Genomic DNA, 24,868 nt, shown 5'->3' on the forward strand with positions numbered 1-24,868 from the left:
TCTGGGTCGAAGAGGATATTGAACGGCTGTCCGGCGTTCCGTCCGCCAGTCGACAAGGCAGCTGCGTCAGGAAATTAGCCGATAGCGGTCAGCCGTTCCGCCCCCGCGCCGCGACGGCCCAGCGGTCCACCACGGACCCGTCCTAGATCACGGTGACCTCGTCCACCAGGTTGACCGCCACGCAGACATGGTTGGGGATCAGTCGCAGCCGCTCTCCCAGGGCGGGCAGCGGGGATTCCTCCGGCCATATCACTGTGGCGTGGTGCTCGGAGAGCGCCGTCACCCGGGCCCGATCCTCCTCCAGCACGCGCCCGAAGCCGGTGGTCCAGGCGGGCCGGTCGCCGCCCAGCATCTTGCTGCCTGCGTCCAGCACGATCCGCCCTGGCATGTCCTCGGATCCTTCGTGGCGGCTCACCACGGTCGTCGCGACGCTCAGCGCGACGTCTTCCAGCGCACGCATCGTCCCAGCTCCAGCTGTTGGGCGTCTCCGAACACGTAGACGCCCGGTCGCAGTTCCGTCGCCACGGATGCGCCGGTGAGCAGTGCCGTCGGGGTCGAACCTCCGCTGAGGACTGCGACGTCGTGCCCCGCCTGGCGCAGCGCGGCGGCGGCGCGTTCCAGCGCGGCGCCCGCCTGGTCTACGGCTGCTTCGGGCATGCTTGGAGCGTAGCTGTTCCCCGGGAAGGTGAAGACCCCGGCAACGTGGAATCCGGCGTCGCGCGCGGCATCTGCCACCCCAGCGGCGTCCTCGGGGCGGACCCCGCTGCGGTGGTGTCCGCTGTCGATCTCCACCAGCACGCTCAGGCGCCCGGCGTCAGCGCCCAGCAGCCGGCTGGCCTCGCGCACCGCTCCCGCCTCGAGCTGCAGGGCGGCGATCTGCGGGATCTTGTGCGTCTTGACGTGGGGCCGGAGGGTCAGGCCCTTCCCCTTGACCGTGGAAGCCATGCGTGCGATGTTCCGGGCCAGCACCTCCCGGTCGATCAGGATGGCGGGAGTGTCGATCGTCTCGGGGACGGTGTTCATGTTGTCCTTTCTGCGTTACGGGTGATCAGCGGTCCGCGGCCCTCTCGGTGAGCAGCAGGCCGGCCAGGGCATGCGGTGCCACGACGGCGGGCCAGGGGCTGAGGTCCCCGCCGCTCGCCCAGCGGAGGATGAACGATGCCCGTTCTTCCGGAGAGTCCCCGCCGTGTCCGCCGGCGTCCACGTGTCCGTGATCCGCAACCACCACAAGTAGCCATTCTTCACCAAGATCGGCCGCGCGGTTCCCGACGGCGTTCCGGATGCGGGCCACGTGCCCGTCCACCCGAGCCAGCGCCTCCTGGTACTGCGGGCTGAGCGCACCATAGACGTGCCCGGCGTCGTCCACATCGCAGAAGTACACGAAGGACACGTCCGGCACTTTGTGGGAGTTCAGTGCGGCGAGGGTGAAGTCGGCGATCTCGGCGTCGATCCGGACGAAGCCGTGGGTCTCGCCGTCGCGTGAGACCACCGTGTGCAGCCCGGCCTTCTGCTGCTCCAGCCGCTGGTGGATGACGGGTCCGAGCCCTTCCGGGGAGACCAGCGGCGGCCAGCCCGCCGCGGCGAACGTCCGGGTGGAGGTGTCCTGGTAGAAGGCCCGGGACAGCAGGTCGGGGTGGCCGAAGAGGCGGTGCCCCACGAAGCTGTTGTCCCGGACGCCGTGCTGTGCGTGATCGGTCCCGGTCAGGAGGGAGGACCAGCCCGGGCCGGACAGCGTGGGGACGTCCATGGTCATGGTCCGGTGGTCGCCTTCTGCGGCCAGGGACCTCAGGGTGGAGGCGGAGGGCGATTCCGCGGCCAGGTCCCAGCGGAGCCCGTCGATGCCCAGCAGGATGATGCGGGGCCGTGCGGCGGGGCTCATCGGTCGCCTTCCCGGGCTTCCGCCAGGACGGAGAGCGTGACTTCTGCGAGTGAGCCGAGGAGCGTGCGGCCGGGAGCCGCGTCGATCGGGACGGTGGAGGGCACGACGACGACGGGGCACCCCGCCGCTTCAGCTGCGGCGAGGCCGACGGGGGAGTCCTCCACCACTACACAGTCGGCGGGCTCGGCTCCCAGCAGCCGGGCCGCCTCCAGATAGGGGTCAGGGGCAGGCTTGGACGCGGGGGTGTCCTCGACCGCCACCACGAGCGTGAACAGTTCACGGCCCAGCCGGTCCCGGACCAGTTCCACCACGCGGCGGGGCGAGGCGGAGACGATGGCCGTGGGGATCCGCTCCGCGGCCAGGAGTCGGAGGAGGTCCACGGCCCCGGGACGGGGTACCACCTCCTGTGCCACCAGTTCGGTGAAGGCCTCATCGAGCCGGACGGAGAGTTCCTCCGCGCTCGGGGCGCCCGCGGAGGGCATGGTGGCCAGGAGGTGGGTGGCTGTGTGCCCGGACGGGCGGCCCAGGATGTCAGGCCCGTCTTCGGGTCCCAGCGTGCGGCCCAATCCGAACGCCACCTCCGCCACGGCGTCCCACCAGAGGCGTTCGGTGTCCACGAGGGTCCCGTCCATGTCGAAGAGTACGGCTGCGGGCATCATGCGGTGGTTTCCTCGTTCCGGGCCTGGTCGATCAGGACGGGGCGTTCTGGCAGGCCGAGCCGGATGCGCGCCCCGGTGGGGAGGGTGGATGCGTGAGCGGTGGGGACGTCCGCCACCAGGTCGCGCCCGCCGTGCAGGCGGATGGTGAGCCGCGTCGTCCCGCCCAGGAATGATGCCGCCACCAGCTGCGCCGGGCCGTCCGGGTCCGCGCTGACGGTGAGGGCTTCGGGACGGATCAGGACGTCGACGTCGGCCGAGCCGGCCCGGCCGGGCAGGCTTCCCTGGACAGGGCGGCTGACACCGAGGACATCCACTAGAGCGCCGTCGCCGCTGAGCCGGCCCGGGAGCCGGTTCATGGTGCCCACGAATCCGGCGACGAAGGGAGTGGCGGGGCTGTTGTACAGCTCCTCCGGGGTGGCGCACTGCTCCAGGCGCCCGTCCCGCATGACGGCCACGCGGTCCGCCATGGACAGGGCCTCCTCCTGGTCATGTGTGACGAAGAGGGTAGTGATGCCCAGTTCCAGCTGGAGGCGGCGGATCTCCTCCCGCAGGGACTGGCGGACCTTGGCGTCCAGGGCGGACAGCGGCTCGTCCAGGAGGAGCACCCGCGGTTCCAAGGCCAGCGCCCGGGCGAGGGCCACGCGCTGCTGCTGGCCTCCGGAGAGCTGGCGTGGGTAGCGGCTGCCCTGGGTGGGCAGGCCCACCAGTTCCAGGAGTTCCTGGGCGCGCGCGCGGCGCTTGGCCGTCGGGACTCCCTGCATGCGCATACCGAACGCCACGTTGTCAGCGGCGCTGAGATGCGGGAAGAGGCTGTAGGACTGGAACACCATGCCGATGTCGCGGCGGTGCGACGGCGTGCCGGTCACGTCCGCGCCGTCCACCAGGACTTCCCCGGAATCCGGGATCTCGAAGCCGGCCACCATGCGCAACGCGGTGGTCTTGCCGCAGCCGGAGGGCCCCAGGAGGGCCAGCAGCTCCCCGGGATTGAGGCTGAGGTCCAGCCCGTCCAGGGCCGTGGTGGCGCCGAAGGAGCGGCGCAGTCCGCGGAATTCCAGGGTGGCGCCCGTGCTTGCAGCCGGTGGCCGGTGGGTGAGGGTGGGCGCGGTCATGAGGTCTCCTTGGAAGCTTTGGAACGGCCGAGTTTCGCGACCGCGAGAAGGATGAGCCAGGTTCCGATGAGGCCGACCATGGAGACGGCGACGGACAGCTGGGCGTGGGAGCCGCTGATGGCGACCGTCCAGACGGCGAAGGGCTGAAAACCGAGCAGGGCGGACACCGCGTATTCCCCGAGCACCAGGGCGATGGTCAGGAACGCGGTGTTCAGCAGGGCTTCCCGGAGATTGGGCAGGACCACCAGGAACAGGGTCCGGAACCAGGAGGCCCGGCAGGACCGGGCTGCCTCCACCAGGACTTTCACCTCGATGGCGTTAAGACCCGATTCCAAGGTGGTGTACGCGAGGGGCAGCGCCATGAGGGTGTAGGCGAGCACCAGGATGACCGGGAAGCCCGGCTGTTGCAGGGCCGCGAGCAGCGGGAAGCCCGGGGTGTCATAGAGCCAGTCGGTGGCCCAGCGCAGAACGGTCGTGATGCCTGCGCCCAGCGCTACCGCGGGCACCACCAGGGGGAGCATGCAGACGACGGCCACCAGGGCTTTCGCCCGAGGCGCGGCCAGGCGTACGGCCAGGAGAGCTGGAAGCAGGAGGCCGAAGACCAGGACGACCGTGGCGCCGGCCAGGAGCAGGGTCAGCCCGAGGCTCTGGGCCAGGCCGTCCGTGGTGAAGATCGCGGCATAGGCGTCCAGGCCCGGCTTCTGGCGGGGGTCTCCGAGGCCGACGGTGAAGGCCAGGGCGCACAGGATGGGCACCAGGAAGTAGACGCCCGCCGCGGTGAGGGCGGAGGTGCGTCCCAGCTGCGATTCGCGGGCCCCGGAGCGGCGTAATGCGGTCAGGAGAGCCATGCCGAGGTCCTTCGCTGCAACAGGAGCTGGACGCCCATCACCAGCGCGGCGACGATGATCATGTCCATGCCGAGGGCCAGGGCGATGCCGGACTGTCCCACCAGGACGTCTCCGGTGAGAGCCGAGGCGATCTTCACGGTGACCAGGGGGATGGAGCTCCCCACCATGGCGGCCGCCGTGGCGTAGGCGCTGAAGGCGCTGCCGAACAATAGCACGAAGCCGCTGAGCAGGGTGGGGAGCAGGATGGGGAAGGCCACGTGCCGCCAGTACTGGAAGCCCGTGGCGCGGCTGTTCCGTGCGGCCTCCTGCCACTGGGGCTTGAGGCCGTCCAGCGCGGGGGTGAGGGTGAGCACCATGAGCGGCACCAGGAAGTACAAGTAGACGAGGGACAGGCCCCAGAAGTTGTAGAGGCTCCAGCCCTTCTCCGCGAGCCCGAAGAATCCCGTCAGGACACCGGCGTTGCCCAGGGTTGCCACGAAGGCGAATGCCAGCGGCACTCCGCCGAAGTTAGCAATCACCCCGGAGGCGGACAGCACGGCGTCCCGCAGGCCGCGGAACCGGGAGGTGACGATCGCGTAGGCGATCGGCAGGCTGACTACCGTGGCGACGAAGGCGGTGAGCGCGGAGAGGCGGACACTGCCCATGAGGCTTTCCAGATAGGGGCCGTCGAAGGTCGCCGAGAAGTTGGCGCCCGTGACGGAGGCGACGCCGGCGTCGTCGGTGGTGGTGATGGACCCGGCGGCCATCGCGGCCACCGGGAGCCCGAGAACGACGGCGGCGAAGGCAAGCAGCGGGAGGACGCCGAGCCAGCCGGTGGAGGGGCGGGCGGCCCGGCGGCCGGGAGCCTGAGGTTCCCGGCGCCGGGTCTGAGCACCCGCATCGGCGACGACGGCGCGGTGCGCGACGAGATCGGGTGCGGCGGAGGTCATCAGGAGACAGCCTTCGTCCAGCCGTCGGACACGGTGGACTTGGCCTTCTTGCCCTGCTCCTCCGTGGGGTAGTCGGTCTTGTCCTTGGGGATCTTGGGCAGCCGGGTCAGGGCGGTCTTGTCCACGGTGCCGTCGGCGATCATGGTCGGCAGGAGCGCCGGGCGGGCGTAGCCCTTCAGCCAGAGGTTCTGGCCTTCGGTGCTGAAGAGGAATTCCTGCCAGAGGCGGGCGGCGGCTGGGTGCGGGGCCCACTTGACGATGGCCTGGGAGTAGTAGAGGGAGAACACGCCGTCCTCCGGGACGGCGACATTCCATTCGATGCCCTTGGCCTTCAGTTCATCGGCGTAGGCGGCGTTCCGGTAGTCCCAGACGATGGCGATGGGCGTCTCGCCCTTCTCCATGGTGGCCGGGCTGGCTTCCACTGGGTTGAAGTTGCCCATCTGCTTCAGTTTGGCGAAGAAGTCGAGGCCCGGCTGGACGTTGTCGAAGGAGCCACCGTTAGCGAGTGCAGCCGCGAACACGGCGCTATAGGCCGAGGAGGACTTGGCGGGGTTGCCGGTCAGGGCCACCTTGCCCTTGTACTGCGGGTCTGTCAGCTCGGAGAACTTGGTGGGGCACTTGGCCACCCGGCTTGCGTCGCAGCCGATGGACACATAGCCGCCCATATCGTTGTACCAGAGGCCCGCGGCCTCTTTCTGGGAGTCTTGGATCTCGCCGAAGGACGCCACCTTGTACGGGGTGAGCAGGCCCTGCTTGGCGGCCTGGACGTCGAAGTCGTGCCCCACGTCGATGACGTCCGGAGAGCGGTCCTGGCCCTTCCGGGAGGACACTGCGTTGAGTTCGTCCGCGCTGGAGGCGTCCGGGTTCTCCACTTCCACCTTGACGCCGTACTTCTTCTCGAAGGTGGAGATGACCTCGCCGTAGTTGGCCCAGTCGTTAGGGAGGGCGATGGCGTTGAGCTTGCCTTCCTTCTTGGCGGCGGCGATCAAAGCCTCCATGCCGCCTCCGGCCTCGGCAGAGGGGGCGGTCTTCCAGTCGCTGGCGCCCTTGGATTCGGCGGGGGCGGCGTTGCCGGAGGAGCAGGCGGCCAGGCCGCCCAGGAGCAGTGCCGCGGCGCCCAGAGCACTGATGCGGCAGAGGGTGGGGTTCATAACATTCTCCTAGTAAGTTGGCTATACAACTTGTCGAGACCACTGTCAGTGCCGCAGGTGTACATTAGGTGAACGGGAAGGAGTGAGTGGGCGAACTGCCGGAGCATTTTCAGCATTGAACCTTTGTTTTCCGGGGAATTTTAAGGTCACGCTGTACCGTGGAGGGATGGTTGACGATGCATCAGAACGGGGTGGGCGCGTGAAGGCCGAAGGCGCCCAGTACAGAAAGTTGGCAGCCAATATGCGCCGCGAGATCGAGGCGGGCGAGTTTGGGAACAACGGACGGCTCCCCAGCGAGGAGACCCTGGCTGAGCAGTACGGGGTGTCCCGGGGTACCGTGCGCAACGCTCTTGCCCTGCTGCGGGCCAACGGCCTGGTGACCTCCCGGCGCGGGACCCGGCGCGTGGTCCTGGGAACGGCGCGGACCCAAAGTTTCCAGGAGCTCCTGAGTTTCACGGCCTGGGCCCGGGCGCAAGGGGAAGAGCCCGGCGCCCGCACCATGCACAGCCGTGTCCGCCCGGCGACCGTCGCCGAAAGGGAGGTTCTCCAGCTCGACGCCGGGGATGAGGTCACTGAGATCCTCCGGCTGAGGCTCCTCGGCCGGGTCCCCATGATGCTGGAGCGCACTGTGTATCCGTCCAGGGTCGGCGCGGCGATCGAGCGGCTGGCCGCGGACTCCCTCTCTCATACCGAGGTCCTCGACGCCTCCGGCGTCGTGTTCGCGGACAGTGAGCACACCATCGACGTCGTGGCCGCCGATCAGACCGATGCCCAGGCCCTGGGCTGCATCGAGGGCACGGGCCTGCTCCGGGAGATCCGCCGTGCCACCGATCCTGCAGGCGTACCCCTGCTGTGGTCGGAGGACAGATTCCTGCCGGGAACGGTGTCCTTCGCGGTGCACAATTCGGCGTCGGTCAGTTCGCTTGCCCGCCGACGCGGAATCCGCTGAATCAGGAGTTCCAAAACTTTCCGCGACGCAAACGTTGCTCAAGAATCGTGTGGGCTGGTGCTTGCCGCCCGTCGTTGGGCGGTTCAGAATGGTCGCATGACAGCGTCTGGAGATGCGGCGCGTGAAAAGAGGCTGGCAGCCATTGGCACCACGGTGTTCGCCGTCGCCCCGGCAACCGTTGCAGGTCTGTTGCCGTGGGTGGTGACCCGCTGGAAAGTGCAGGAGCCCGTGCCGGGAGGGCTGGTTGCCCAGTGCGCTGGAGTCCTGCTGATTGGCGCAGGCACGGCGGTGATTACCGATTCGTTTGTACGTTTCGCACTCGAAGGACTGGGCACGCCGGCACCTTTTGCACCGCCGAAGAACCTCGTGGTCAGTGGGTTCTACAGGTTCGTGCGGAACCCCATCTACGTGGCCATTGGGGCCGCCGTAACCGGACAGGGCCTCTTACTGGGACAGCCGAAGCTGTTTGTCCTGGCGGCGTTGGGCGCCGTTCCCGTGGTGGCCTTCGTCAGGTTGTATGAGGAGCCGAAGCTGGCTCGCAAGTTCGGCGCCGGGTATGAGGACTACCGCGCGAACGTCCCGCGCTGGCTGCCGCGCCTCACGCCCTGGCAGCAGAGCTAGCGTCGGACCCGTTCCGCGCCGCGGGGAATTGGAAGAACTCTCCACCGCGACTATTGGGGGATGCCGCGGTGGAGAGCTCAAAGATGAATATACAGAGAATTTCTGGATAAGGAAAGGAAGCGCGCCCTACGTCCGGGACGACCCCTTCCAGCACTGAGCCACTATGATGGTATTTGTTCAGTGGATTGAACAAGCGTGATTGCCGCGGATCGGAGTTCCGCTGCCTAGGCAGCATTTCTTCTGGCCAGCACGCGCCGACTCTGCGCCAGACGCACTATTGCGAAGGAGAATCATGGCCGATTCCCGCACCCCCCGTTCCGCCGATGGCTTGGGGAGCTCCTCGCCAGCGCCGGCTGTGACTCGCGCAGCTGCGGTACTGGACGCCTTGGCTGAGGCTCCTTCGGGTCGGCTGACACTCAGTGACCTTGCGAGGGAGCTGGGGATTCCGAAATCCTCCACCTCGAACCTGCTGCTTGCCCTCGAGGAAGCCCGCCTTATTACCCGCGCGGGTGCCGATTTTTCCCTTGGCCGGAAATTGGTTGAACTTGGTGCCGCATACCTCAGCCGGCTCGATGAAGTCCAAGAGTTCTACAAGTTCTGCGAGCAAGCGCCGACATTGTCCGGGGAAACAGTGCGGATCGCGATGATCGACGGCGATCACATCATTTACCTGGCGCGTTACGAAGGGCATCCTGCCGTCCGGCTTACCTCAAACATTGGCGACAAGATGCCGCTTTCCTTGAGCGCCGTCGGCAAGGTGCTCTTGGCACAGCTCCACGACCATGACATCGAGGCAATGTTCCCGGATGATGTGGAGCTTCCTGTCATGACTCCCAAGTCCCTCCGCAGCGCTGCTGAGCTCAAGGCCCAGGTGGCCGCCATCCGGAAACAGGGTTATGCCTTGGAGGATGAGGAATCCACCCTTGGCGTGGTTTGCCTTGCCGTGCCCGTCCCTACCCATGGAGCGCACGGCCCCAGCCTCGGTCTCTCGGTGACAGCCCTGAAGGCCACCTTTTCCGAGGAGCAGGCTGCCCTGATGGTGAAGGAGCTCAAGGAGCTTGCTCACTCGCTGGGCAACCCGATGGGCTAGGTCATCTTGTCCCGCGACGTGGGGTCATAATTAAATCTGATTACACCACTTGAAACTTGTCCAACGTACTGTACTCTGTTCACTATAGTGATTCACGCCATGGCGGCTGACGCTATCTCGCCAGACCAACGGGGGTCTGGAGTGTTTTTGAGGGAGTGCTTGTGACAACTCGTACTAAGACAAAGCTTGCTGACATGGACGGCGCAGTTGTTGAGCCGGAACAGCTGCGAAGGGCAACTCTTGCCAGCTCCGTAGGATCCGCTCTGGAGTACTACGACTTCTACATTTACGGTCTGGCTTCGGCCCTGATCTTCGGGCCGTTGTTCTTCAAACCCTTGGGTGAAAGCGGCGCATTGATCGCGTCGTTCGCAACCTATGGCGTCGGATTCGCGGCGCGGCCTTTCGGTGGTATCTTCTTCGGTTTCATCGGGGACCGCTTCGGCCGCAAGATGGTCCTTTTGATGACCATCGGCATGATGGGCCTTGCCAGTTTCGCCATCGGCTTGCTGCCCACTTTCGAACAGGCCGGCATGCTCGGCGCTGTTCTGCTCGTGGTTCTTCGTATCATCCAGGGCCTCGGCGCTGGAGCCGAGCAGGCAGGCGCAACAACGCTGATCTCCGAGGTTGCTCCGCCCAAGCGCCGCGGCTACTTCGCTTCGCTGCCGTTCGTTGGCATCCAGCTCGGAACCCTTCTTGGTGCCGGCACGTTCGCACTGATTGGCATGGCTAACAAGAGCGTGCTTGAAGGCTGGCTGTGGCGTGTGCCTTTCCTCGCCAGCTTCATCCTGATCATCGTGGCCGTTTTCATCCGTCTCAGGCTGAAGGAAACTCCAGTGTTCCAGGAGCTTGAGAAGCACAAGAACGTGGTGAAGAACCCCGTGGGTGAGCTCTGGAAGCACTCCAAGAAGAATGTGTTGGTGGGCATCGGTCTTCGCATGGGCGAGAACGGCAACTCTTCGATCTACTCGGCGCTGCTCATCTCCTTCATGTCCGTGAAGGAAGGCGTCTTCCCTGGCGACAAGTTCATCGGCCCGGTCGGCCTGCTGATAGCCGCCGGATTTGCCGCCGTCATGGTGGTCACTTTCGGCGCACTGTCAGACCGTATTGGTCGCGTCAAGGTTTACCGCTACGGGGCCCTGTTCCAGGCAATCTTCGCGATTCCCGCCTTCTACCTGGTGACCCTCGGCAACGTGACCCTCGTATGGGCAGTCATGGTTGTCGGCATCGCCCTTGGCGTGCAGTCGATGCTTGGCCCGCAGTGCCCCCTGCTGCCCGAGCTCTTCGGCTCACAATACCGTTTCACCGGTGTGGCATTGAGTCGCGAACTGTCGGCTGTCCTGGCGGGCGGACTCGTGCCCCTCGTTGGTGTTGCGCTCTTGGCTGCGACGGGCAACTCCTGGGTGGTCCTGGCGGTCTACTCGCTCGTCCTGGCGCTGATTTCATACATCACCACGTTCTTCACGCCGGAAACAGCCGGCCGCGACCTCCGGTCTCTGGAGGACGCCAAGTAAGCCGGTCCCGTACCTCGACGTACGCAAGCAGCGGCGGCCCCTCCCGGCAAGGAGGGGCCGCCGCTTTGCAGTCATTGCAACCGCTAGGAGTAGCTCAGGCTCATCAAGAGGGCCTTTAACTGGGCATACTGCTCCGTCGCCATCCAGGCTTTGGCTGCCGCCCGGCTGGCGAATGGCGGCTCGTTGAAGATGACGCTGGCTTCAGCGCCACTGTTGCCCATTACCATCCATGTGCAAGCTGATGAGACGTCACCCTCCTCCAGATTGCGGGGGTTCATGACTGCCATGGTGTACCAGTCATGGCCGGAGTCATCCACGATGAAACCGAATTCGGGCGTCGTACCGTCGGCGTTACGCATTGCCGGAACTGCCGCCTTGTCGAACACGGTGCGGCGGGTGGGGCCCGCAGCACACCCCACGCCGGAGGCGCCGCTCGACACTCTGAGGAGATCGCTGCCGTTACCGTCAGAGATAATCGCTTGAACGGGCTGCCAGGGAGGCCCCTCCGCGCCAGGCCCTCGTTGTGTTCTGACCGACCAACCGGCCGGGTAGAAGAAGGAAATGTGCCGGTCGGGGAACGTGAAGGACTTCGGCGCGGGTTGGGCCGGAAGCGACGGCTGGACGGGTTGCGCTGGCACGTCAGCAGAAGGTGCCGCCGTCGCTGGAACTGAGGGAACTGAGGGAACTGGCGGACTCGTGGGTGGGGCCGATGGGCTGTACGACCTGGTGGACGTCGCGCTCGGCGCCATACTCCCGGCTGCTGGGTTTTCCGCACGCGGCTGGGGCCCGCAGGCGGAAAGTGTGAGGCTGATGGCAAGACCCGCAGTTGCCGCGGCGCTGATAAGTCTGACACGGTCGGAATTCATGGTTCTCTGTCCCCCTGGAAAGCGCGTGATGGCGGGTTGATTACGCCGCTCAGCTCTTATGTTTCCGGGCCGAGGCCTTTGGTTACACGCCGGGGAGGAATTCTGCGCGTCCGCTCGCCCTGCCGGGCAAGGTCAGTAGGATCGCCGAGCGCCACGAACATCGGCGCGGCGCGTGCAGCAAAGCGGCCCCTCCGGCACACCGGAGAGGCCGCTAGGGCGCTGCGTTGGGTTGTGTCGGTTTAGTAGAAGTGCACCGTGTCGACGAGGTGGGGGAGCTCCCCGCCGTCGAGGAACGTGCGCAGGTTGCTCACGAAGCGCTCGGCGATGAGCCGGTTCTCGGCGGCGCTGAGTGCCGAAGTGTGCGGAGAGACCATGACCTTCGGATGGTTCCACAGCGGGCTGTCCTGGGGGAGCGGCTCCACGGCGAAGACGTCAAGGCATGCGTAGGACACCTGGCCGTTGTCCAAGGCTTCGAGGAGGGCCTCCTCATCAACCACGGTTCCGCGGCCAACGTTGACGAAGACCGTCCCGGGCTTCATTGCCGAGAAGACCTCGCGGTTGAAGAGCTTCTCCGTGTACGGCGTACCTGGGAGGGTGTTGACGACGGCGTCTGCCGAAGAGAGGAGCCCGGCGAGGCCCTGGTTGTCTGCCACCTCGTCGATTCCCTCGATGGTCTCGACGTTGCGCTTGGTTCCGCTGACCTGCATGCCCAGTGCGCGGGCGATGCGGGCGGTTTCCAGGCCGATCTCACCGAGGCCGGTGATGACCAGCCTGGAGCCGTTCACAAGTTTGGTGGGAGTACGCAGCTCGGGCCAGACCTTGGCGGCCTGGTCCAGTGCGAGTTCCGCGCTGCGCTTGAAACCGTTGAGGATGCCCAGGGCGGCAAACTCGGCAAGCGGGAGCGCGTGTACGCCTGCGGAGGTAGTCACTTTGAACTTTTGCAGAGTCTCGCTGTCGAGGCCGGAAGCCTTGACGGCGCCACCGGCACCAGCGGCCATGGCGTGGATCCACTGCAGGTGCGCGTTGCTGTGGGCGATGCGGGCCAGGCCGGCCGGGTTCTCGTTGGGGAAGCCATAGAGGATCTGAGCCTTGTTCAACATTGACCAGTAGCGTTCCTCTTGTTCGGGAGTCCGCTTGAAGTCCGGATCGCCGGAGTGGTCGGCCGGGAAGCGTTCCGGAGGAAGCAGCTCGGGTTCGTAGAGCACCGTAATGCTCGGATCTACTGCGCGGATACGCTCCACATGCTCAGCTTCGAGCGGGACTGCGATCGCGATGGTAAGTTCATCAGTCGTCATAGTGTTCATCATACTGAATTGAGGCTAGGATATTGAACAGTTTTTGAAATGTGAACCACAAAGAAGTGAGGTGAAAACGGGACATGACAGCCAAGATTGTAGGTTTTGTGGGACTCGGACTCATGGGCTTCCCCATGGCTGCCAATCTCCTTGCCAGCGGTTGGGAGGTGACCGCTTGGAACCGTTCGGCCGAGGCGCTGACCGAGTTGGAGAAGCTCGGCGGAAAACGTTCGGAATCGGTTGCCGGACTGCGTGACCAACCCGCCATCATTTTCATGCTTCCAGATCTCTCCTACATCCATCACGCCACCGCGCCGCTGCTCGACTCCTGGCGTTCGGCCGCACCGCTCCCCGGAACCACGGTGGTCGTTATGAGCAGCGTGTCGCCGACGGCCGTCCGGGAATTCGGCAGAGCGGTCCATGAAGCCAGTGCCGGGAACGCCGTCGTCGTCGATGCCCCTGTCAGCGGCGGAACCAAAGGTGCGCAGGACGGCACGCTGGCCATCATGGTGGGAGCCAGCGAAGAAGACTTCCAGCGAACGCTTCCGGTACTTCAGGCCATGGGTGCCACCGTCCGCCGCATGGGTGCCCTGGGTGCCGGTTCGCTGGCCAAGGCCTGTAACCAGCTGATAGTCGGGACCACGACGGCGGCGCTCGCGGAAGCCGCCGAACTCGCCGAGCGTTCGGGCATGGATGCTTCTGCCCTCTTCGAAGTCCTGGCCGGCGGACTCGCCGGAAGCCGGGTCCTGGATATTGTCGGCCCACGCCTGGCAGCCAAGGATTACGCGCCCACAGGTCCCGCGAAGTTCATGCACAAGGACCTCAAGTTCGTACTCGAAAGCGCCGAAGTGGCCGGTGCCGCCGTCCCGATGGCGACTGCCGGCGTCGAACTCTACCGCGAACTGATTGATCAGGGCCTTGGCGACCAGGACCTCGCAGTTGTCCGCCAGGCCATCGCCAACTTCAGCGACTCCTCCCTAAGCCCTTTGAACTAAGTAAGGAAACAACCATGAGTGGACTCTTTGATCTCACCGGGCGCGTAGCGCTCGTGACCGGATCCAGCCGCGGCATCGGCAACGCGCTGGCACGCGGACTGGCCGACGCCGGCGCCACCGTTGTCCTCAACGGCATCAATACGGAACGGCTCAAGGACGCGGAAGCCGCCATGGCGGCGGACTTCGGGCCCGGCCGCATCCACAGCTGTGCGTTCGACGTCACGAGCGATACCGAAGCAGCCCGCGGCGTTGCCTGGGTTGAAGAAAACGTTGGCCCCCTCGACATCCTGGTCAACAATGCGGGCATCCAGCACCGCGTCCCCATGCTGGACCTCGATGTGAAGGACTGGGATCGGGTCATCACCACCGACCTCACGAGCGCTTTCCTCGTAGGGCGAGAAGCTGCCCGCCACATGATCCCGCGAGGCCGCGGCAAAATCATCAACATCTGCTCGGTGCAGACGGACCTGGCGCGTCCCACGATCGCCCCCTACGTGGCTGCCAAGGGCGGCCTGCGCAACCTGACGCGCGCTATGACCGCTGAATGGGCGGCCTCGGGCCTTCAGATCAACGGCATCGCCCCGGGTTACATCCACACCGAGATGACCCAGAACCTCGTGGACGATCCCGACTTCAATTCTTGGATCCTTGGCCGTACGCCGGCCCACCGTTGGGGCACGGTGGAGGATCTTGCAGGTCCTGCCGTGTGGCTTGCCTCGGAGGCTTCCAATTTCGTCAACGGCCAGACGATCTTCGTCGACGGCGGAATGACGGTGGTCGTCTAATGAGCGATATCCAGCACGCTGGCTTTCAGCTTCCCCGGACTTCGCCCGCTGTCGTCGCGCATGCGGCCGGCGACCTTCGCATCGAGGACATAACCCTGACTGCTCCGGCTCCCGACCAGGCCGTCGTGGAAATCGCCTACGGTGGCATCTGCGGCTCGGACCTGCATTACTGGCTCCACGGAGCGGCGGGCGAATCCATCCTCAAGGCGCCTCTGGTCCTTGGCCACGAAATCGTCGGCACGGTGGTCCAGCAGGCAGCCGACGGCAGCGGTCCGGAAGCCGGCACGGCCGTCGCCGTCCACCCGGCGAGCCCTGCCCCAGGCGCGGCCAAATATCCGGAAGACCGGCCCAACCTTTCCCCCGGCTGCACCTATCTCGGCAGTGCCGCACGCTTCCCGCACACGGACGGCGCCTTCAGCCGATACGCCACCCTGCCGTCCCGCATGCTCCGCGCGCTTCCTGCCGCATTGGACATGCGTACGGCGGCGCTCGCGGAACCTGCAAGTGTCGCATGGCATGCCGTCGCCCGAGCAGGGGACGTCGCCGGAAAGACGGCGCTCGTGATCGGAAGCGGCCCGATCGGGGCGCTGGCAGTTGCCGTCCTCAAACGTGCAGGGGCGTCCCGGATCGTGGCTGTCGACATGCACGACAAGCCTCTTGAGATCGCCCGCGCAGTGGGTGCGGACGAGGTCCTGAAAGGCGATGATTCCGGGGCTATCGCAGCGGTAGAGGCAGACGTAGTCATCGAGTCCTCCGGCAGCCACCACGGACTGGCATCGGCCATCAAGGGCGCCGTGCGCGGTGGCAAGGTGGTCATGGTCGGGCTGCTGCCCTCGGGCCCGCAGCCGGTCTTCATTTCGCTGGCCATCACCCGCGAGCTCGAACTGCTCGGCTCATTCCGCTTCAACGATGAGATCGACGACGTTATTGCCGCACTTGCGGACGGCTCGCTCTACGTGGATCCGGTGGTGACGCACGAATTCACGCTGGACCGTGGCTTGGAGGCCTTCGAGGTGGCCAAGAACTCGGCCGAATCGGGGAAGGTCCTCCTGAACTTCCAGCCTGCGGCCTAGCCGCCCGGGCAATCAATCGAGCGGTGCTGGCGGGTCAGCCGTCAGCGCCGCTCGACTGGAACAAACACCCGTGGCTGGCCTTCCCAGCTAGGTGACAAGTCCGCGATTGTCTCCCGCATGATGTTGGACGAGGCCTCGCGGGCTTTGTCGCCGTCCCCGTCGCTGATGCCCTGGGCTACGTCCAGGTGCCATTGCAAGGCCGCTTCCTTCGGATGTTCGGGCATGAGCCCGTGGACCGTCCGGCCGGTGAGGGTTTCCGAGACCTGACCAATCAGGTTTGCGAACATTTCATTGCCGGAACCGGACAGCACCAGCGCGTGAAAGCGGATGTCCAGGTCCAGGAAGGTGGGCATGTCGCCCGCACGGCCTGCTTCACGCATGGCCAGGGAGATTTCCAACAGCTCGCTCCGAAGCGATTCCGGAGCGTTCTCCGCGGCCAGTTCAGCGGCTATGGGCTCGACGGCGGAGCGGAGTTCGGCGAGGGAGCGCAGCTGTGCGCCGCGGCCTTCTCCGGCCAACCGCCAGCGGATGACCAGCGGGTCGAACGGATTCCAGCGGTGCGCCGGAAGTACCCGGATGCCAACGCGCTTGATGGTTTCCACGAGTCCCAAAGACTGCAGCACCCTGACCGCCTCGCGTACCACCGAGCGGGACACCTTGAGCTCCTCCTCGAGGTGCTCGGCCAACATGACATGACCCGTGGGAAGCCTGCCGCCGACGATCCGGGTACCCAGATGCTCGACGGCGCGGAAGTGGAGGCTGGTTGACATAGTTGTAAGCATAGTGGCGTTGACCGCGGCGTTACCGGCAGACCGGACGGCGGGCAACTCCCCACAGTGCGGGCTCGCAACATAGACTCTTTTGTGACGCGGACGCTTCCGAAACGTGGGCGAAACTTTCCCAGACACGGTCCGAATACGTATGGTTTATTCCAGCTACTGCTTTGGAAAGCGTTTCCTCGCTTCCAGCAGGACTCAATGCACAAGAACGAATTGGAGTTTTGATGTCAGCACACATCGGTGTCACCGGCCTCGCGGTGATGGGCGCCAATCTGGCCCGTAACCTGGCCCGCAACGGCTTCACCGTTGCCCTCCACAACCGCTCCGTCGAGAAGACCGACGCCCTGCTGGCCAAGCACGGCACGGACGGCGACTTCATCCGCACGGAAACCCTCCAGGAACTCGTGGACTCCCTTGAGAAGCCCCGTCGCGTCCTGATCATGGTGAAGGCCGGCAAGCCGGTTGACGCCGTCATCGACCAGCTCGTTCCGCTGCTGGAGCCCGGTGACATCGTGATCGACGCCGGCAACTCCCACTACGAGGACACCCGCCGCCGCGAATCCGCGCTGGCCGAGAAGGACCTGCATTTCGTGGGTGTCGGTGTTTCCGGCGGCGAAGAGGGCGCCCTCAACGGCCCCTCCATCATGCCCGGTGGTTCCAAGGAGTCCTACGACGCCCTGGGCCCGCTGCTCGAGAAGATTTCCGCCAAGGTTGACGGCCAGCCGTGCTGCGCCTGGATCGGCACCGATGGCGCCGGACACTTCGTCAAGATGGTCCACAACGGCATCGAGTACGCCGACATGCAGGTCATCGGTGAAGCCTTCGATCTCCTCCGCTCCGGCGCGGGCATCGAGCCCGCCGAGCAGTCCAAGATCTTCGCCGAATGGAACAAGGGCGAACTCGCTTCCTTCCTGATCGAAATCTCCGCCGAGGTCCTGGGCCACGTCGACGCCAAGACCGGCAAGCCGTTCGTCGACGTCGTCGTGGACGCTGCCGGCCAGAAGGGCACCGGCCGCTGGACGGTCATCTCCGCCCTCGAACTCGGTTCCCCGGTTTCCGGCATCGCGGAGTCCGTCTTCGCGCGGGCCCTGTCTTCCCAGGCAGAGCAGCGCAAGATCGGCCAGGAGCTCCTCGCCGGCGAGGAAATCGCCGTCGACGTTCCCGAGAACTTCGTCGAGGACGTCCGCCAGGCGCTGTACGCCTCCAAGCTGGTTTCCTACGCGCAGGGCCTGGACATGCTGACCTCCGCTGCCAAGGAGTACGGCTGGGACCTCAAACTTGATGAAATCGCTTCGCTGTGGCGCGGCGGCTGCATCATCCGTGCCGAGCTGCTGAAGGAAATCACCAACGCCTACGCCGCCGAAGAGAAGCCGGCCAACCTGCTGTTCGCCCCGGCCTTCACCAAGGCGATCGCCGGCGCGCTTCCGGCATGGCGCCGCGTGGTGGCAACCGCGGTCCAGCTGGGCATCCCGGTTCCCGTGTTCTCCTCCTCGCTGGCCTACTACGACGGGCTGCGCCGCAAGCGCCTCGCTGCAGCGGTCATTCAGGGACAGCGTGACCTCTTCGGTGCGCACACCTACGGCCGCGTTGACGCCGAGGGCACCTTCCACACCCTGTGGGGCGAAGACAAGTCCGAGATCTCGGCAGTCGACACGCACTAGAGATTGGGGCAGGCCCTTTCGTGTCGACTCCGTCGCCACGTAGGGACCCTGCTGCCCCACTCTTTGACCCACTTTGCACCTGACAAAGGCCGGCACTTCCCCGATACTGTGGGAGGCGCCGGCCTTTGCCGTAGGCGGGCCGTGCGCGATTACACCCCCCAGACGAGGAGCAATCCATGCCGCAACGCGTCGCATTTGTCACAGGTGCGTCAACAGGAATCGGGTTCGAAGCCGCTATCAAGCTCAGCAAGGCAGGGATGGTGGTGTACGCCGGGGCGCGGAGGGTCGAGAAGATGGAGCCCCTCAAAGCCCATGGGATCAAGGTGTTGTCCCTGGATGTCACCGTCGAAGAGTCCATGAAGGCTGCTGTGGACCTTGTCATGGCCGAGCAGGGACGGATCGACGTGCTGGTCAACAACGCCGGGTACGGGTCCTATGGCGCGCTGGAAGAGGTACCGCTGGACGAGGGCAGGCGCCAGTTCGAGGTCAACGTCTTCGGTCTCGCCCGAATGTCCCAGCTCGTGATTCCCGTGATGCGGTCCGCGGGTTCAGGCAGGATCATCAATGTCTCCTCGATCGGCGGCAAGATGTATGAACCCCTCGGCGCCTGGTATCACGCAACCAAGTTCGCCGTCGAGGGCCTCAGTGATTCGCTGCGGCTTGAGCTCAAGCCGCACGGCATCGACGTCGCAATCATCGAGCCCGCCGGAACCGACACAGAATGGGGCACCATCGCCGGGGAGAGCCTGCTCACGGTGTCTGGACATGGACCCTACCGGGACCAGGCAGGCGTTGTCGCGGCCGCCTTGGCTTCGACGTCAGGGACGGCACTGTCGACGCACCCCCGGACCGTCGCGAGCGCTATCGCACATGCTGCCAGAGCGCGACGGCCCAGGACCCGCTACCCAGTGGGTAGGGGAGCCTGGACCATCCTGGCGTTGCGCAGGATTCTTCCGGACAGGGCTTTCGACACGGTTTTTTGGAGCGCCTACAAGCGCTTCGCTGCCTAGATCCGGTATTCGATGTAGTACTCGGCCGGGTCGACGGCGGGCTTGGTTTCGCTCTTGGCATCGCGGTGCCGCCACGTTGCAGGAACGCCGGTGATGATCGACTCGGGCGGTGCGTCTTTGACCACGACGGCGTTGGCGCCTATGGCGCTGTCGGCGCCGATGGTGATGGGGCCAAGGACCTTCGCCCCGGCTCCGATCGTGACCCGATCTCCGATGGTGGGGTGGCGCTTGACTTTGGCCAGTGAGCGGCCGCCCAGCGTCACGCCGTGGTAGATCATGACGTCTTCGCCGATCTCGGCGGTCTCACCGATCACCACGCCCATGCCGTGGTCAATGAAGAACCTCCGGCCGATGGTCGCACCGGGATGGATCTCGATTCCGGTCAGGAACCGGGCAAGCTGCGAAATGAGCCGTGCCGGAAAGCGCAGGTCAGGGTTCTGCCACAGTTTGTGCGTCAAGCGGTGCGCCCAGATGGCATGCAGTCCGGAGTACGCAAAAAAGTTCTCAAAGGAGCCTCGGGCCGCCGGGTCATGTGACCGGGCGGCCTCGAGGTCCTCCATAAGTCTTGCGAAGAAGCTCACAAAGACCTTTCTACAGGAAATGAAGGAAGGCGGTTGCGCAGGGTCTGCAATCAGCCGCGAATATCGTCAAAAAGCACGGTGGAGATGTAACGTTCGCCGAAGTCGGGGACGATTGCCACGATGAGCTTGTCCTTGTTCTCCGGGCGCTTGGCGAGCTCCAGGGCACCCCAGACGGCTGCGCCGGCCGAGATGCCGCCAAGGATGCCTTCCTTGGTGCCGAGGGCGCGTGCGGTGGCTACGGAGTCCTCCAGGGTCGCGTCGAGAACCTCGTCGTAGACGTTGGTGTCCAGGATTTCCGGAATGAAGTTCGCGCCAAGTCCCTGGATCTTGTGCGGGCCGGGGGCTCCGCCGTTCAAGATAGGCGAGTCCTTCGGCTCGACGGCCACGATCTGGATTTCCGGCTTGCGCTCCTTCAGGACCTGCCCGACGCCGGTGATGGTACCGCCGGTGCCGACGCCGCCGACGAAGATGTCCACTCCGCCGTCGGTGTCCGCCCAGATTTCTTCGGCCGTAGTGGTGCGGTGAATCTCCGGGTTTGCCTCGTTGGCGAACTGCTGGGCCCAAACGGAGTTCTCCGTGTTGGCCACGATCTCCTTTGCCTTTTCGACCGCGCCGCGCATGCCTTCCGAGCCGGGCGTCAGGACGATCTCAGCACCGTAGGCGCGCAGCATGACGCGGCGCTCGGTGGACATGGTTTCCGGCATTGTGAGGATGACCTTGTAGCCGCGTGCCGCGCCGACCAAGGCAAGTGCGATGCCAGTGTTGCCTGAGGTCCCCTCAACGATGGTGCCACCTGGCTTCAGCGCTCCGGATTTCTCGGCAGCGTCGACGATGGCGACGCCGATACGGTCCTTGACGCTATTGGCGGGGTTGTAGAACTCCAGCTTCACTGCAACCGTGGCTTCCAAGCCTTCGGTGAGCCGGTTCAAGCGGACCAAGGGGGTTCCGCCGATCAGCTGGGTGACGTCGTCGTAGATCCGTGCCATGTAATCATGCCTATTCTCTGGATTCGCTGAAATAGCTACTGCTGAGGTCAGCCTAACGAGCGGTGTTACACGCTGCTACGCGCGAAGCCACGAAGAGTAATATTTCCGGGCCTTGGCGAGTTTGGGGTTGATGATCACCTGACAATAGCCCTGCTCCGGGAATTTGGCGTAGTAGTCCTGATGGATGGACTCGGCCTCATAGAATTCCGGCAGCCTGCTGACCTCGGTCACAATCGGCTTGGACCACAGTTCCTGGTTCCGAAGGATGGCTTCTTCGAAAAGGATCTTCTCTTCCGTGGTTGTGTAGAACATCGAGGAACGGTACTGGGTCCCGACGTCGTAGCCTTGGCGGTTGAGTGTGGTGGGATCGTGCAGGGCGAAGAACATGTCCAGGATGACTTCCTCCGGGATAACGTCCTCATCGAAAGTCACAGCTACCACCTCTGCGTGGCCCGTCATACCGGAGCAGACATCGTAGTAGTCGGGGTTGCGGATGTGCCCTCCCGTGTAGCCGGAAACCACGGAACTGACGCCTTTGGTCTTCTGGTAAACAGCATCGAGGCACCAGAAGCAGCCTCCGCCAAGTACAAAAGTTTTCATGATCTCTTCAATGGCCGGGAGCCCTGGATGATTCCCGCACAACCTTACGGGAGTGTGACGGCGGAGACCCCGCCACCGGCGGGCAAACTCAGATAGTTCGGTTGCCGCAAGCGCGTGATGGCCACCGGATGCGCAAGAATGTAGTGCATGGAAGCTGTGAACACCGCGGTTGCAGATACAGGATCCGGGGAAGAGCCGGAAGACGGTACAGCCGGAACTTCAGGAACCAGTACCCCCACGCTTGGTCAGGTCTTGCTGGCTGTCGAGGAGCTCTGGCCTGAGTCCCTCGCCGAGGAATGGGACGAGGTGGGCCTGGTGGTGGGGCGGCCGACTGCGACGGTCACCAAGGTCTTGTTTGCCGTGGATCCCACCCTTGCCGCCATTGACGAAGCCATTGAATGGGGTGCCGAGCTCCTCGTCACGCACCATCCCTTGCTGCTCAAGGGCGTCACCTCGGTGGCTGCGACGAGCGCCAAGGGCCTCGCTGTCCACCGGCTCATCGAGTCAGGTACAGGCCTGCTGACCGTGCATACCAACGGAGATTCCGCCGTCGGGGGTGTTTCGGATGTTCTCGCGGACGCGTTCGGACTGGACAATGTTGTCCCACTGGCCCCTGCTGCCCACGGACTGCCGGAAGAGGGCATCGGCCGGGTCGGGGATCTTCCGGAACTCATGACCCTCGGCGATTTTGCGGCGCGCGTGTTCGAGATTCTGCCTTCGGTAGCTGGGGGAGTGCGTGTAGCCGGGGACAAGGACGGACTGGTACGGCGTGTTGCTGTATGCGGCGGCGCCGGCGACAGTCTGTTCGATGCTGTCCGGGCGAGCCAAGCTGACATCTACGTCACTGCGGATATGCGCCACCACCCGGCGTCGGAAGCGCGCGAAGCTGCTGTTGACGGCAGGCCGTACCTTATTGACGTGTCCCATTTCGCGAGCGAGTGGCTATGGCTGCCCGCCGCGGCCGAAGCGCTCGGCAACGTGCTCGCGGACCAAGGGCACGACGTCGAGATCCGGGTCGCTTCCACCAATAGCGATCCCTGGGACTTCATTCTGACTCCCGGCTAAGCCCCGCGTGCGAGCTCCATCCCAGGGCCCACCCCGGCGAGGGACCCACACCGAGCGAAGCGAGGTTTGGGAGCCGGTGGGGATGTAGCGAGGCAGGGGAGCACGCTACGCGCTAGAGTCGAGACAAACAGGCCTGAGAGCCTGGCCGGGAATGGATATCTTCCCCGGCACGATCAAGCGGAGGTAAGCGTGGCCAAGGCAGCACCGGCGGAACAGTTGAAATTGCTCGAACTGCAGGGGTTGGACGCGAAGCTCAAATCCTTGGCCAACCGCCGCCGCACTCTGGAGACCGACCCCCGCATCACCGATCTTCAGGACGCCCTCAGCGTCGCCAACGGGGCGCTCGGGACCGCGAAACTTGCCGTCCACGACGCCGAAACAGAGCTGCGCAGGTCTGAGGCAGACGTCGAGCAAGTGGCTAGCCGCATTGAGCGGGACGAAGCCAGGCTGAACAGCGGCACCGGCCTCTCCAAGGATCTCGTTGCGTTGCAGAGCGATATTGCATCACTGAACAAGCGTCGCTCCGATCTTGAGGACGTCGAACTGGAAATCCTCGAACGCCTGGACGGGCTGAGAGAGCGCCAAGTCGCCCAACAGCAGATCGTTGATGACATCCAAGGCTCCTTCTCCGGGATCCGTGCCGAGCTGGACGCCGCGATTGCCGAGATCGTCGCCGAGGAGACGGACGTGCGCGCGCAGCGGTCCGGTTTCGCCGCAGGGCTCGACGCCGGGATGCTGGCTATCTACGAAAAGACCCTCGCCAAGCGCGGTGTGGGGGCCGCCAGGCTGTTCCACGGCAAGTCCGAAGGCTCAGGGATGACGCTCAGCCCCGGCGATCTTGCCGAGGTCAAGGCCGCCGCCGAGGATGAGATTGTCTTCTGCCCCGATTCCGGCTGCATCCTGGTGCGCTCCGCCGAGTGGAACTAACCGTTTCTCCCGCCCAACTAGCTCGCAGTTAATGTCGTTTTCAGCCGTCAAAACGACACCTACTGCCAGTCAGTTGGGGAGGATGATGCTGAGGGTGTGCGGCTTGCGGGCCGTGCCTTCCGTCAACTCCGCGGTCCAGAATTCCGAGGCGGCCTTAAGCAGCTGTTCCGGGGTTGCCGGAGCCTTGCCCCGACGGCTCAGCAGATGCCGGGCCAGTTCGCCGCGGGTGTGCTTGGCGAAGTGGCTGATGACGGTGCGCTTCCCGTTCGTCTCGGAAAAGACGTTGACGGAGACGGTTTGCGCCGCGGGCGGAGCCCAGGCCGCAGCGTAGGTGCTGGAGCGGCAGTCCACCAGCAGCTCGCCCTCCACCCGCGAGGCAAGGGCCTGCGTGAGCTGCGGCTTCCAGAATGAGGCGAGGCGCCCGACGTCGGGCAATGCGGTTCCCATGGACAAGCGGTAGGCGGGCACCCGGTCGCCGAAGCCAATGGCGCCCCACAGGGCGGACACCACGAGGATCGACTCCGCGGCTTTGCGGCGCTGCGCAGGCGTCAGGGTCTTGTACCCAAGAGCGTCGTAGAGAACTCCTGAATACACCTGGTGGGCGGGCGCGGCCGGTTCTGCGTGCAACCGGGTATTGCGTTCGACGTCATCCTTCAACGACGCGCCCACGCCCAACAAGGCGAGGGCGTCCTCGTGCGCGCTGACCAAGCCCAGGGCGTCGAGCACTTTGGCCCGGTAGCTGTTGAGTTCGGGAAAACTCAGTGACTCCCATTCGACGGCGGGGCCCTTGGCAGCGGGGGTCTTGCCTTCGGAAGGCGGCAGGAGAATCAGCACTTGTCGATATTAGCGGTAATGCCGGCTGCACCTGTCGGGTCAGCACAGTCCGGCAGTGCAGAGGGCCCGACGCCGGTAGACTGTAGGGCGGATGGGTTGACTAGGCGGTCGCGCGCCACGTGAGTGGCTCGAGGAACGTCCGGGCTCCACAGAGCAGGGTGGTGGGTAACGCCCACTCGGGGTAACCCGCAGGCCAGTGCCACAGAGAACAGACCGCCCGCAGTTGCTCGTGCCTGCACGAGCAACTGGCGGGTAAGGGTGAAACGGTGGTGTAAGAGACCACCAGCTCCCTGGGTGACCAGGGAGGCTAGGTAAACCCCACCCGGAGCAAGGCCAGACAGGGCACGATCGAGGGCTGCTCGCCCGAGTGTCCGGGTAGGCCGCTGGAGGGCGTCGGCAACGGCGTTCGTAGATGGATGGCCGCCACCCTTTCGCCGGCAACGGCGGGGGAGGACAGAACCCGGCGTATCGGTCAACCCATCCACTCGGCCTGTGTGAGTGATTTCACGCGTCCCGGCTGCCAAAGCCTCCCGTGCCAGACCTTAGAATGGACACTGAACGTAGAAGTTCCACCGCCGGTTCTGCGTTCGCAGCCGGCGGTTTTTCTTTGCAACGTTCGAGGTGTCCGGGCAGACCGAAGTCCCGCCGATGCCGGTGCCGCAGGA

Annotated in this window: 26 protein-coding genes and 1 other RNA gene; 12 read left to right on the forward strand and 15 right to left on the reverse strand. The window is 65.1% G+C overall.

Annotation, left to right across the window (positions count from 1 at the left end):
- Positions 1–142: 142 nt before the first annotated feature.
- From OW521_RS24235 to OW521_RS20515, 8 genes are read right to left on the reverse strand one after another with little or no spacing between them, the layout of a single operon-like run.
- Positions 143–460: a hypothetical protein gene (locus OW521_RS24235; protein WP_326493984.1), complete on the reverse strand. Its 318-nt coding sequence runs from the start codon at positions 458–460 to the stop codon at positions 143–145.
- The gene (locus OW521_RS20485; protein WP_326493985.1) at positions 433–1,023 is read right to left on the reverse strand and encodes an alanine racemase; all 591 of its coding nucleotides are present in this window, start codon (positions 1,021–1,023) and stop codon (positions 433–435) included. Before OW521_RS20485 ends, OW521_RS24235 begins: the two co-directional genes overlap by 28 nt.
- Before the next feature lie 25 nt (positions 1,024–1,048).
- Positions 1,049–1,879 (reverse strand): alkaline phosphatase family protein, encoded by an 831-nt coding sequence (locus OW521_RS20490; protein ID WP_268021350.1) that lies wholly within the window; start codon positions 1,877–1,879, stop codon positions 1,049–1,051.
- On the reverse strand, positions 1,876–2,538 hold the full coding sequence (locus OW521_RS20495; protein WP_268021351.1) for an HAD family hydrolase: 663 nt from the start codon (positions 2,536–2,538) through the stop codon (positions 1,876–1,878). Before OW521_RS20495 ends, OW521_RS20490 begins: the two co-directional genes overlap by 4 nt.
- A complete protein-coding gene (locus OW521_RS20500; RefSeq protein WP_268021352.1) occupies positions 2,535–3,647 on the reverse strand; it encodes an ABC transporter ATP-binding protein in 1,113 nt (370 codons plus the stop codon). Before OW521_RS20500 ends, OW521_RS20495 begins: the two co-directional genes overlap by 4 nt.
- Positions 3,644–4,495, reverse strand: coding sequence for an ABC transporter permease (locus tag OW521_RS20505; RefSeq protein WP_268021353.1), 852 nt, complete (start codon positions 4,493–4,495; stop codon positions 3,644–3,646). The genes OW521_RS20500 and OW521_RS20505 overlap by 4 nt, the downstream gene beginning before the upstream one ends.
- Complete coding sequence (locus OW521_RS20510; protein ID WP_268021354.1) at positions 4,483–5,424, reverse strand: ABC transporter permease; 942 nt, start codon at positions 5,422–5,424, stop codon at positions 4,483–4,485. The genes OW521_RS20505 and OW521_RS20510 overlap by 13 nt, the downstream gene beginning before the upstream one ends.
- Positions 5,424–6,575 carry an ABC transporter substrate-binding protein gene (locus OW521_RS20515; protein WP_268021355.1) on the reverse strand — a complete coding sequence of 384 codons (1,152 nt, stop codon included), beginning with the start codon at positions 6,573–6,575 and terminating at the stop codon, positions 5,424–5,426. The genes OW521_RS20510 and OW521_RS20515 overlap by 1 nt, the downstream gene beginning before the upstream one ends.
- A gap of 166 nt (positions 6,576–6,741) precedes the next feature.
- On the opposite strand from OW521_RS20515, the gene OW521_RS20520 reads away from it, so the two are divergent.
- From OW521_RS20520 to OW521_RS20535, 4 genes are all read left to right on the forward strand, one after another.
- Entirely contained in the window at positions 6,742–7,524 is a 783-nt protein-coding gene (locus tag OW521_RS20520; protein WP_268021356.1) for a GntR family transcriptional regulator, read from the forward strand.
- Between the two features lie 96 nt (positions 7,525–7,620).
- The gene (locus OW521_RS20525; RefSeq protein ID WP_268021357.1) at positions 7,621–8,145 is read left to right on the forward strand and encodes a methyltransferase family protein; all 525 of its coding nucleotides are present in this window, start codon (positions 7,621–7,623) and stop codon (positions 8,143–8,145) included.
- A gap of 292 nt (positions 8,146–8,437) precedes the next feature.
- Complete coding sequence (locus OW521_RS20530; RefSeq protein ID WP_268021358.1) at positions 8,438–9,235, forward strand: IclR family transcriptional regulator; 798 nt, start codon at positions 8,438–8,440, stop codon at positions 9,233–9,235.
- Positions 9,236–9,390: 155 nt separating this feature from the next.
- Positions 9,391–10,746: an MFS transporter gene (locus OW521_RS20535; protein WP_268021359.1), complete on the forward strand. Its 1,356-nt coding sequence runs from the start codon at positions 9,391–9,393 to the stop codon at positions 10,744–10,746.
- Between the two features lie 83 nt (positions 10,747–10,829).
- On the opposite strand, the gene OW521_RS20540 is transcribed toward OW521_RS20535, so the two are convergent.
- Together OW521_RS20540 and OW521_RS20545 are read right to left on the reverse strand one after the other, a co-directional pair.
- Positions 10,830–11,186 (reverse strand): hypothetical protein, encoded by a 357-nt coding sequence (locus tag OW521_RS20540; RefSeq protein WP_268021360.1) that lies wholly within the window; start codon positions 11,184–11,186, stop codon positions 10,830–10,832.
- A gap of 665 nt (positions 11,187–11,851) precedes the next feature.
- Complete coding sequence (locus OW521_RS20545) at positions 11,852–12,919, reverse strand: D-2-hydroxyacid dehydrogenase (protein WP_268021361.1); 1,068 nt, start codon at positions 12,917–12,919, stop codon at positions 11,852–11,854.
- Positions 12,920–12,990: 71 nt separating this feature from the next.
- Between OW521_RS20545 and OW521_RS20550 the strand changes: the two genes are divergently transcribed.
- Genes OW521_RS20550 through OW521_RS20560 form a run of 3 tightly spaced genes read left to right on the forward strand, consistent with a single transcriptional unit; the run spans position 12,991 to position 15,760 of the window.
- Positions 12,991–13,902: an NAD(P)-dependent oxidoreductase gene (locus OW521_RS20550; protein ID WP_268021362.1), complete on the forward strand. Its 912-nt coding sequence runs from the start codon at positions 12,991–12,993 to the stop codon at positions 13,900–13,902.
- A gap of 14 nt (positions 13,903–13,916) precedes the next feature.
- Positions 13,917–14,687: an SDR family oxidoreductase gene (locus OW521_RS20555; protein WP_268021363.1), complete on the forward strand. Its 771-nt coding sequence runs from the start codon at positions 13,917–13,919 to the stop codon at positions 14,685–14,687.
- Complete coding sequence (locus tag OW521_RS20560; protein WP_268021364.1) at positions 14,687–15,760, forward strand: L-idonate 5-dehydrogenase; 1,074 nt, start codon at positions 14,687–14,689, stop codon at positions 15,758–15,760. Before OW521_RS20555 ends, OW521_RS20560 begins: the two co-directional genes overlap by 1 nt.
- Before the next feature lie 41 nt (positions 15,761–15,801).
- On the opposite strand, the gene OW521_RS20565 is transcribed toward OW521_RS20560, so the two are convergent.
- Entirely contained in the window at positions 15,802–16,530 is a 729-nt protein-coding gene (locus tag OW521_RS20565) for a FadR/GntR family transcriptional regulator (protein ID WP_268021365.1), read from the reverse strand.
- Between the two features lie 233 nt (positions 16,531–16,763).
- Between OW521_RS20565 and gndA the strand changes: the two genes are divergently transcribed.
- Both gndA and OW521_RS20575 read left to right on the forward strand, forming a co-directional pair.
- Positions 16,764–18,200 carry an NADP-dependent phosphogluconate dehydrogenase gene (gene gndA, locus OW521_RS20570; RefSeq protein ID WP_268021366.1) on the forward strand — a complete coding sequence of 479 codons (1,437 nt, stop codon included), beginning with the start codon at positions 16,764–16,766 and terminating at the stop codon, positions 18,198–18,200.
- A gap of 176 nt (positions 18,201–18,376) precedes the next feature.
- Positions 18,377–19,210 (forward strand): oxidoreductase, encoded by an 834-nt coding sequence (locus OW521_RS20575; protein ID WP_268021367.1) that lies wholly within the window; start codon positions 18,377–18,379, stop codon positions 19,208–19,210.
- Here the strand turns inward: OW521_RS20575 and epsC are convergent.
- The 3 genes from epsC to msrA all read right to left on the reverse strand — a co-directional run bounded on the left by epsC (position 19,207) and on the right by msrA (position 21,377).
- The gene (gene epsC, locus OW521_RS20580) at positions 19,207–19,791 is read right to left on the reverse strand and encodes a serine O-acetyltransferase EpsC (protein ID WP_268021368.1); all 585 of its coding nucleotides are present in this window, start codon (positions 19,789–19,791) and stop codon (positions 19,207–19,209) included. The genes OW521_RS20575 and epsC overlap by 4 nt on opposite strands.
- Before the next feature lie 50 nt (positions 19,792–19,841).
- Entirely contained in the window at positions 19,842–20,777 is a 936-nt protein-coding gene (gene cysK / locus OW521_RS20585) for a cysteine synthase A (RefSeq protein ID WP_268021369.1), read from the reverse strand.
- A gap of 75 nt (positions 20,778–20,852) precedes the next feature.
- Complete coding sequence (gene msrA, locus OW521_RS20590) at positions 20,853–21,377, reverse strand: peptide-methionine (S)-S-oxide reductase MsrA (RefSeq protein ID WP_268021370.1); 525 nt, start codon at positions 21,375–21,377, stop codon at positions 20,853–20,855.
- Positions 21,378–21,524: 147 nt separating this feature from the next.
- Between msrA and OW521_RS20595 the strand changes: the two genes are divergently transcribed.
- Positions 21,525–22,442, forward strand: a complete 918-nt coding sequence (locus OW521_RS20595) for a Nif3-like dinuclear metal center hexameric protein (protein WP_268021371.1) — start codon at positions 21,525–21,527, stop codon at positions 22,440–22,442.
- 189 nt (positions 22,443–22,631) lie between these two features.
- On the forward strand, positions 22,632–23,369 hold the full coding sequence (locus OW521_RS20600) for a zinc ribbon domain-containing protein (RefSeq protein WP_268021372.1): 738 nt from the start codon (positions 22,632–22,634) through the stop codon (positions 23,367–23,369).
- 69 nt (positions 23,370–23,438) lie between these two features.
- Here OW521_RS20600 and OW521_RS20605 read toward each other — a convergent pair whose 3' ends face one another.
- Positions 23,439–24,203, reverse strand: a complete 765-nt coding sequence (locus tag OW521_RS20605) for a YaaA family protein (RefSeq protein WP_268021373.1) — start codon at positions 24,201–24,203, stop codon at positions 23,439–23,441.
- 92 nt (positions 24,204–24,295) lie between these two features.
- On the opposite strand from OW521_RS20605, the gene rnpB reads away from it, so the two are divergent.
- An RNA gene (gene rnpB, locus OW521_RS20610) (RNase P RNA component class A) lies at positions 24,296–24,687 on the forward strand.
- Positions 24,688–24,868 lie beyond the last annotated feature (181 nt).

The organism is Arthrobacter sp. MMS18-M83 (genome assembly GCF_026683955.1).
Taxonomy (GTDB): Bacteria; Actinomycetota; Actinomycetes; order Actinomycetales; family Micrococcaceae; genus Arthrobacter.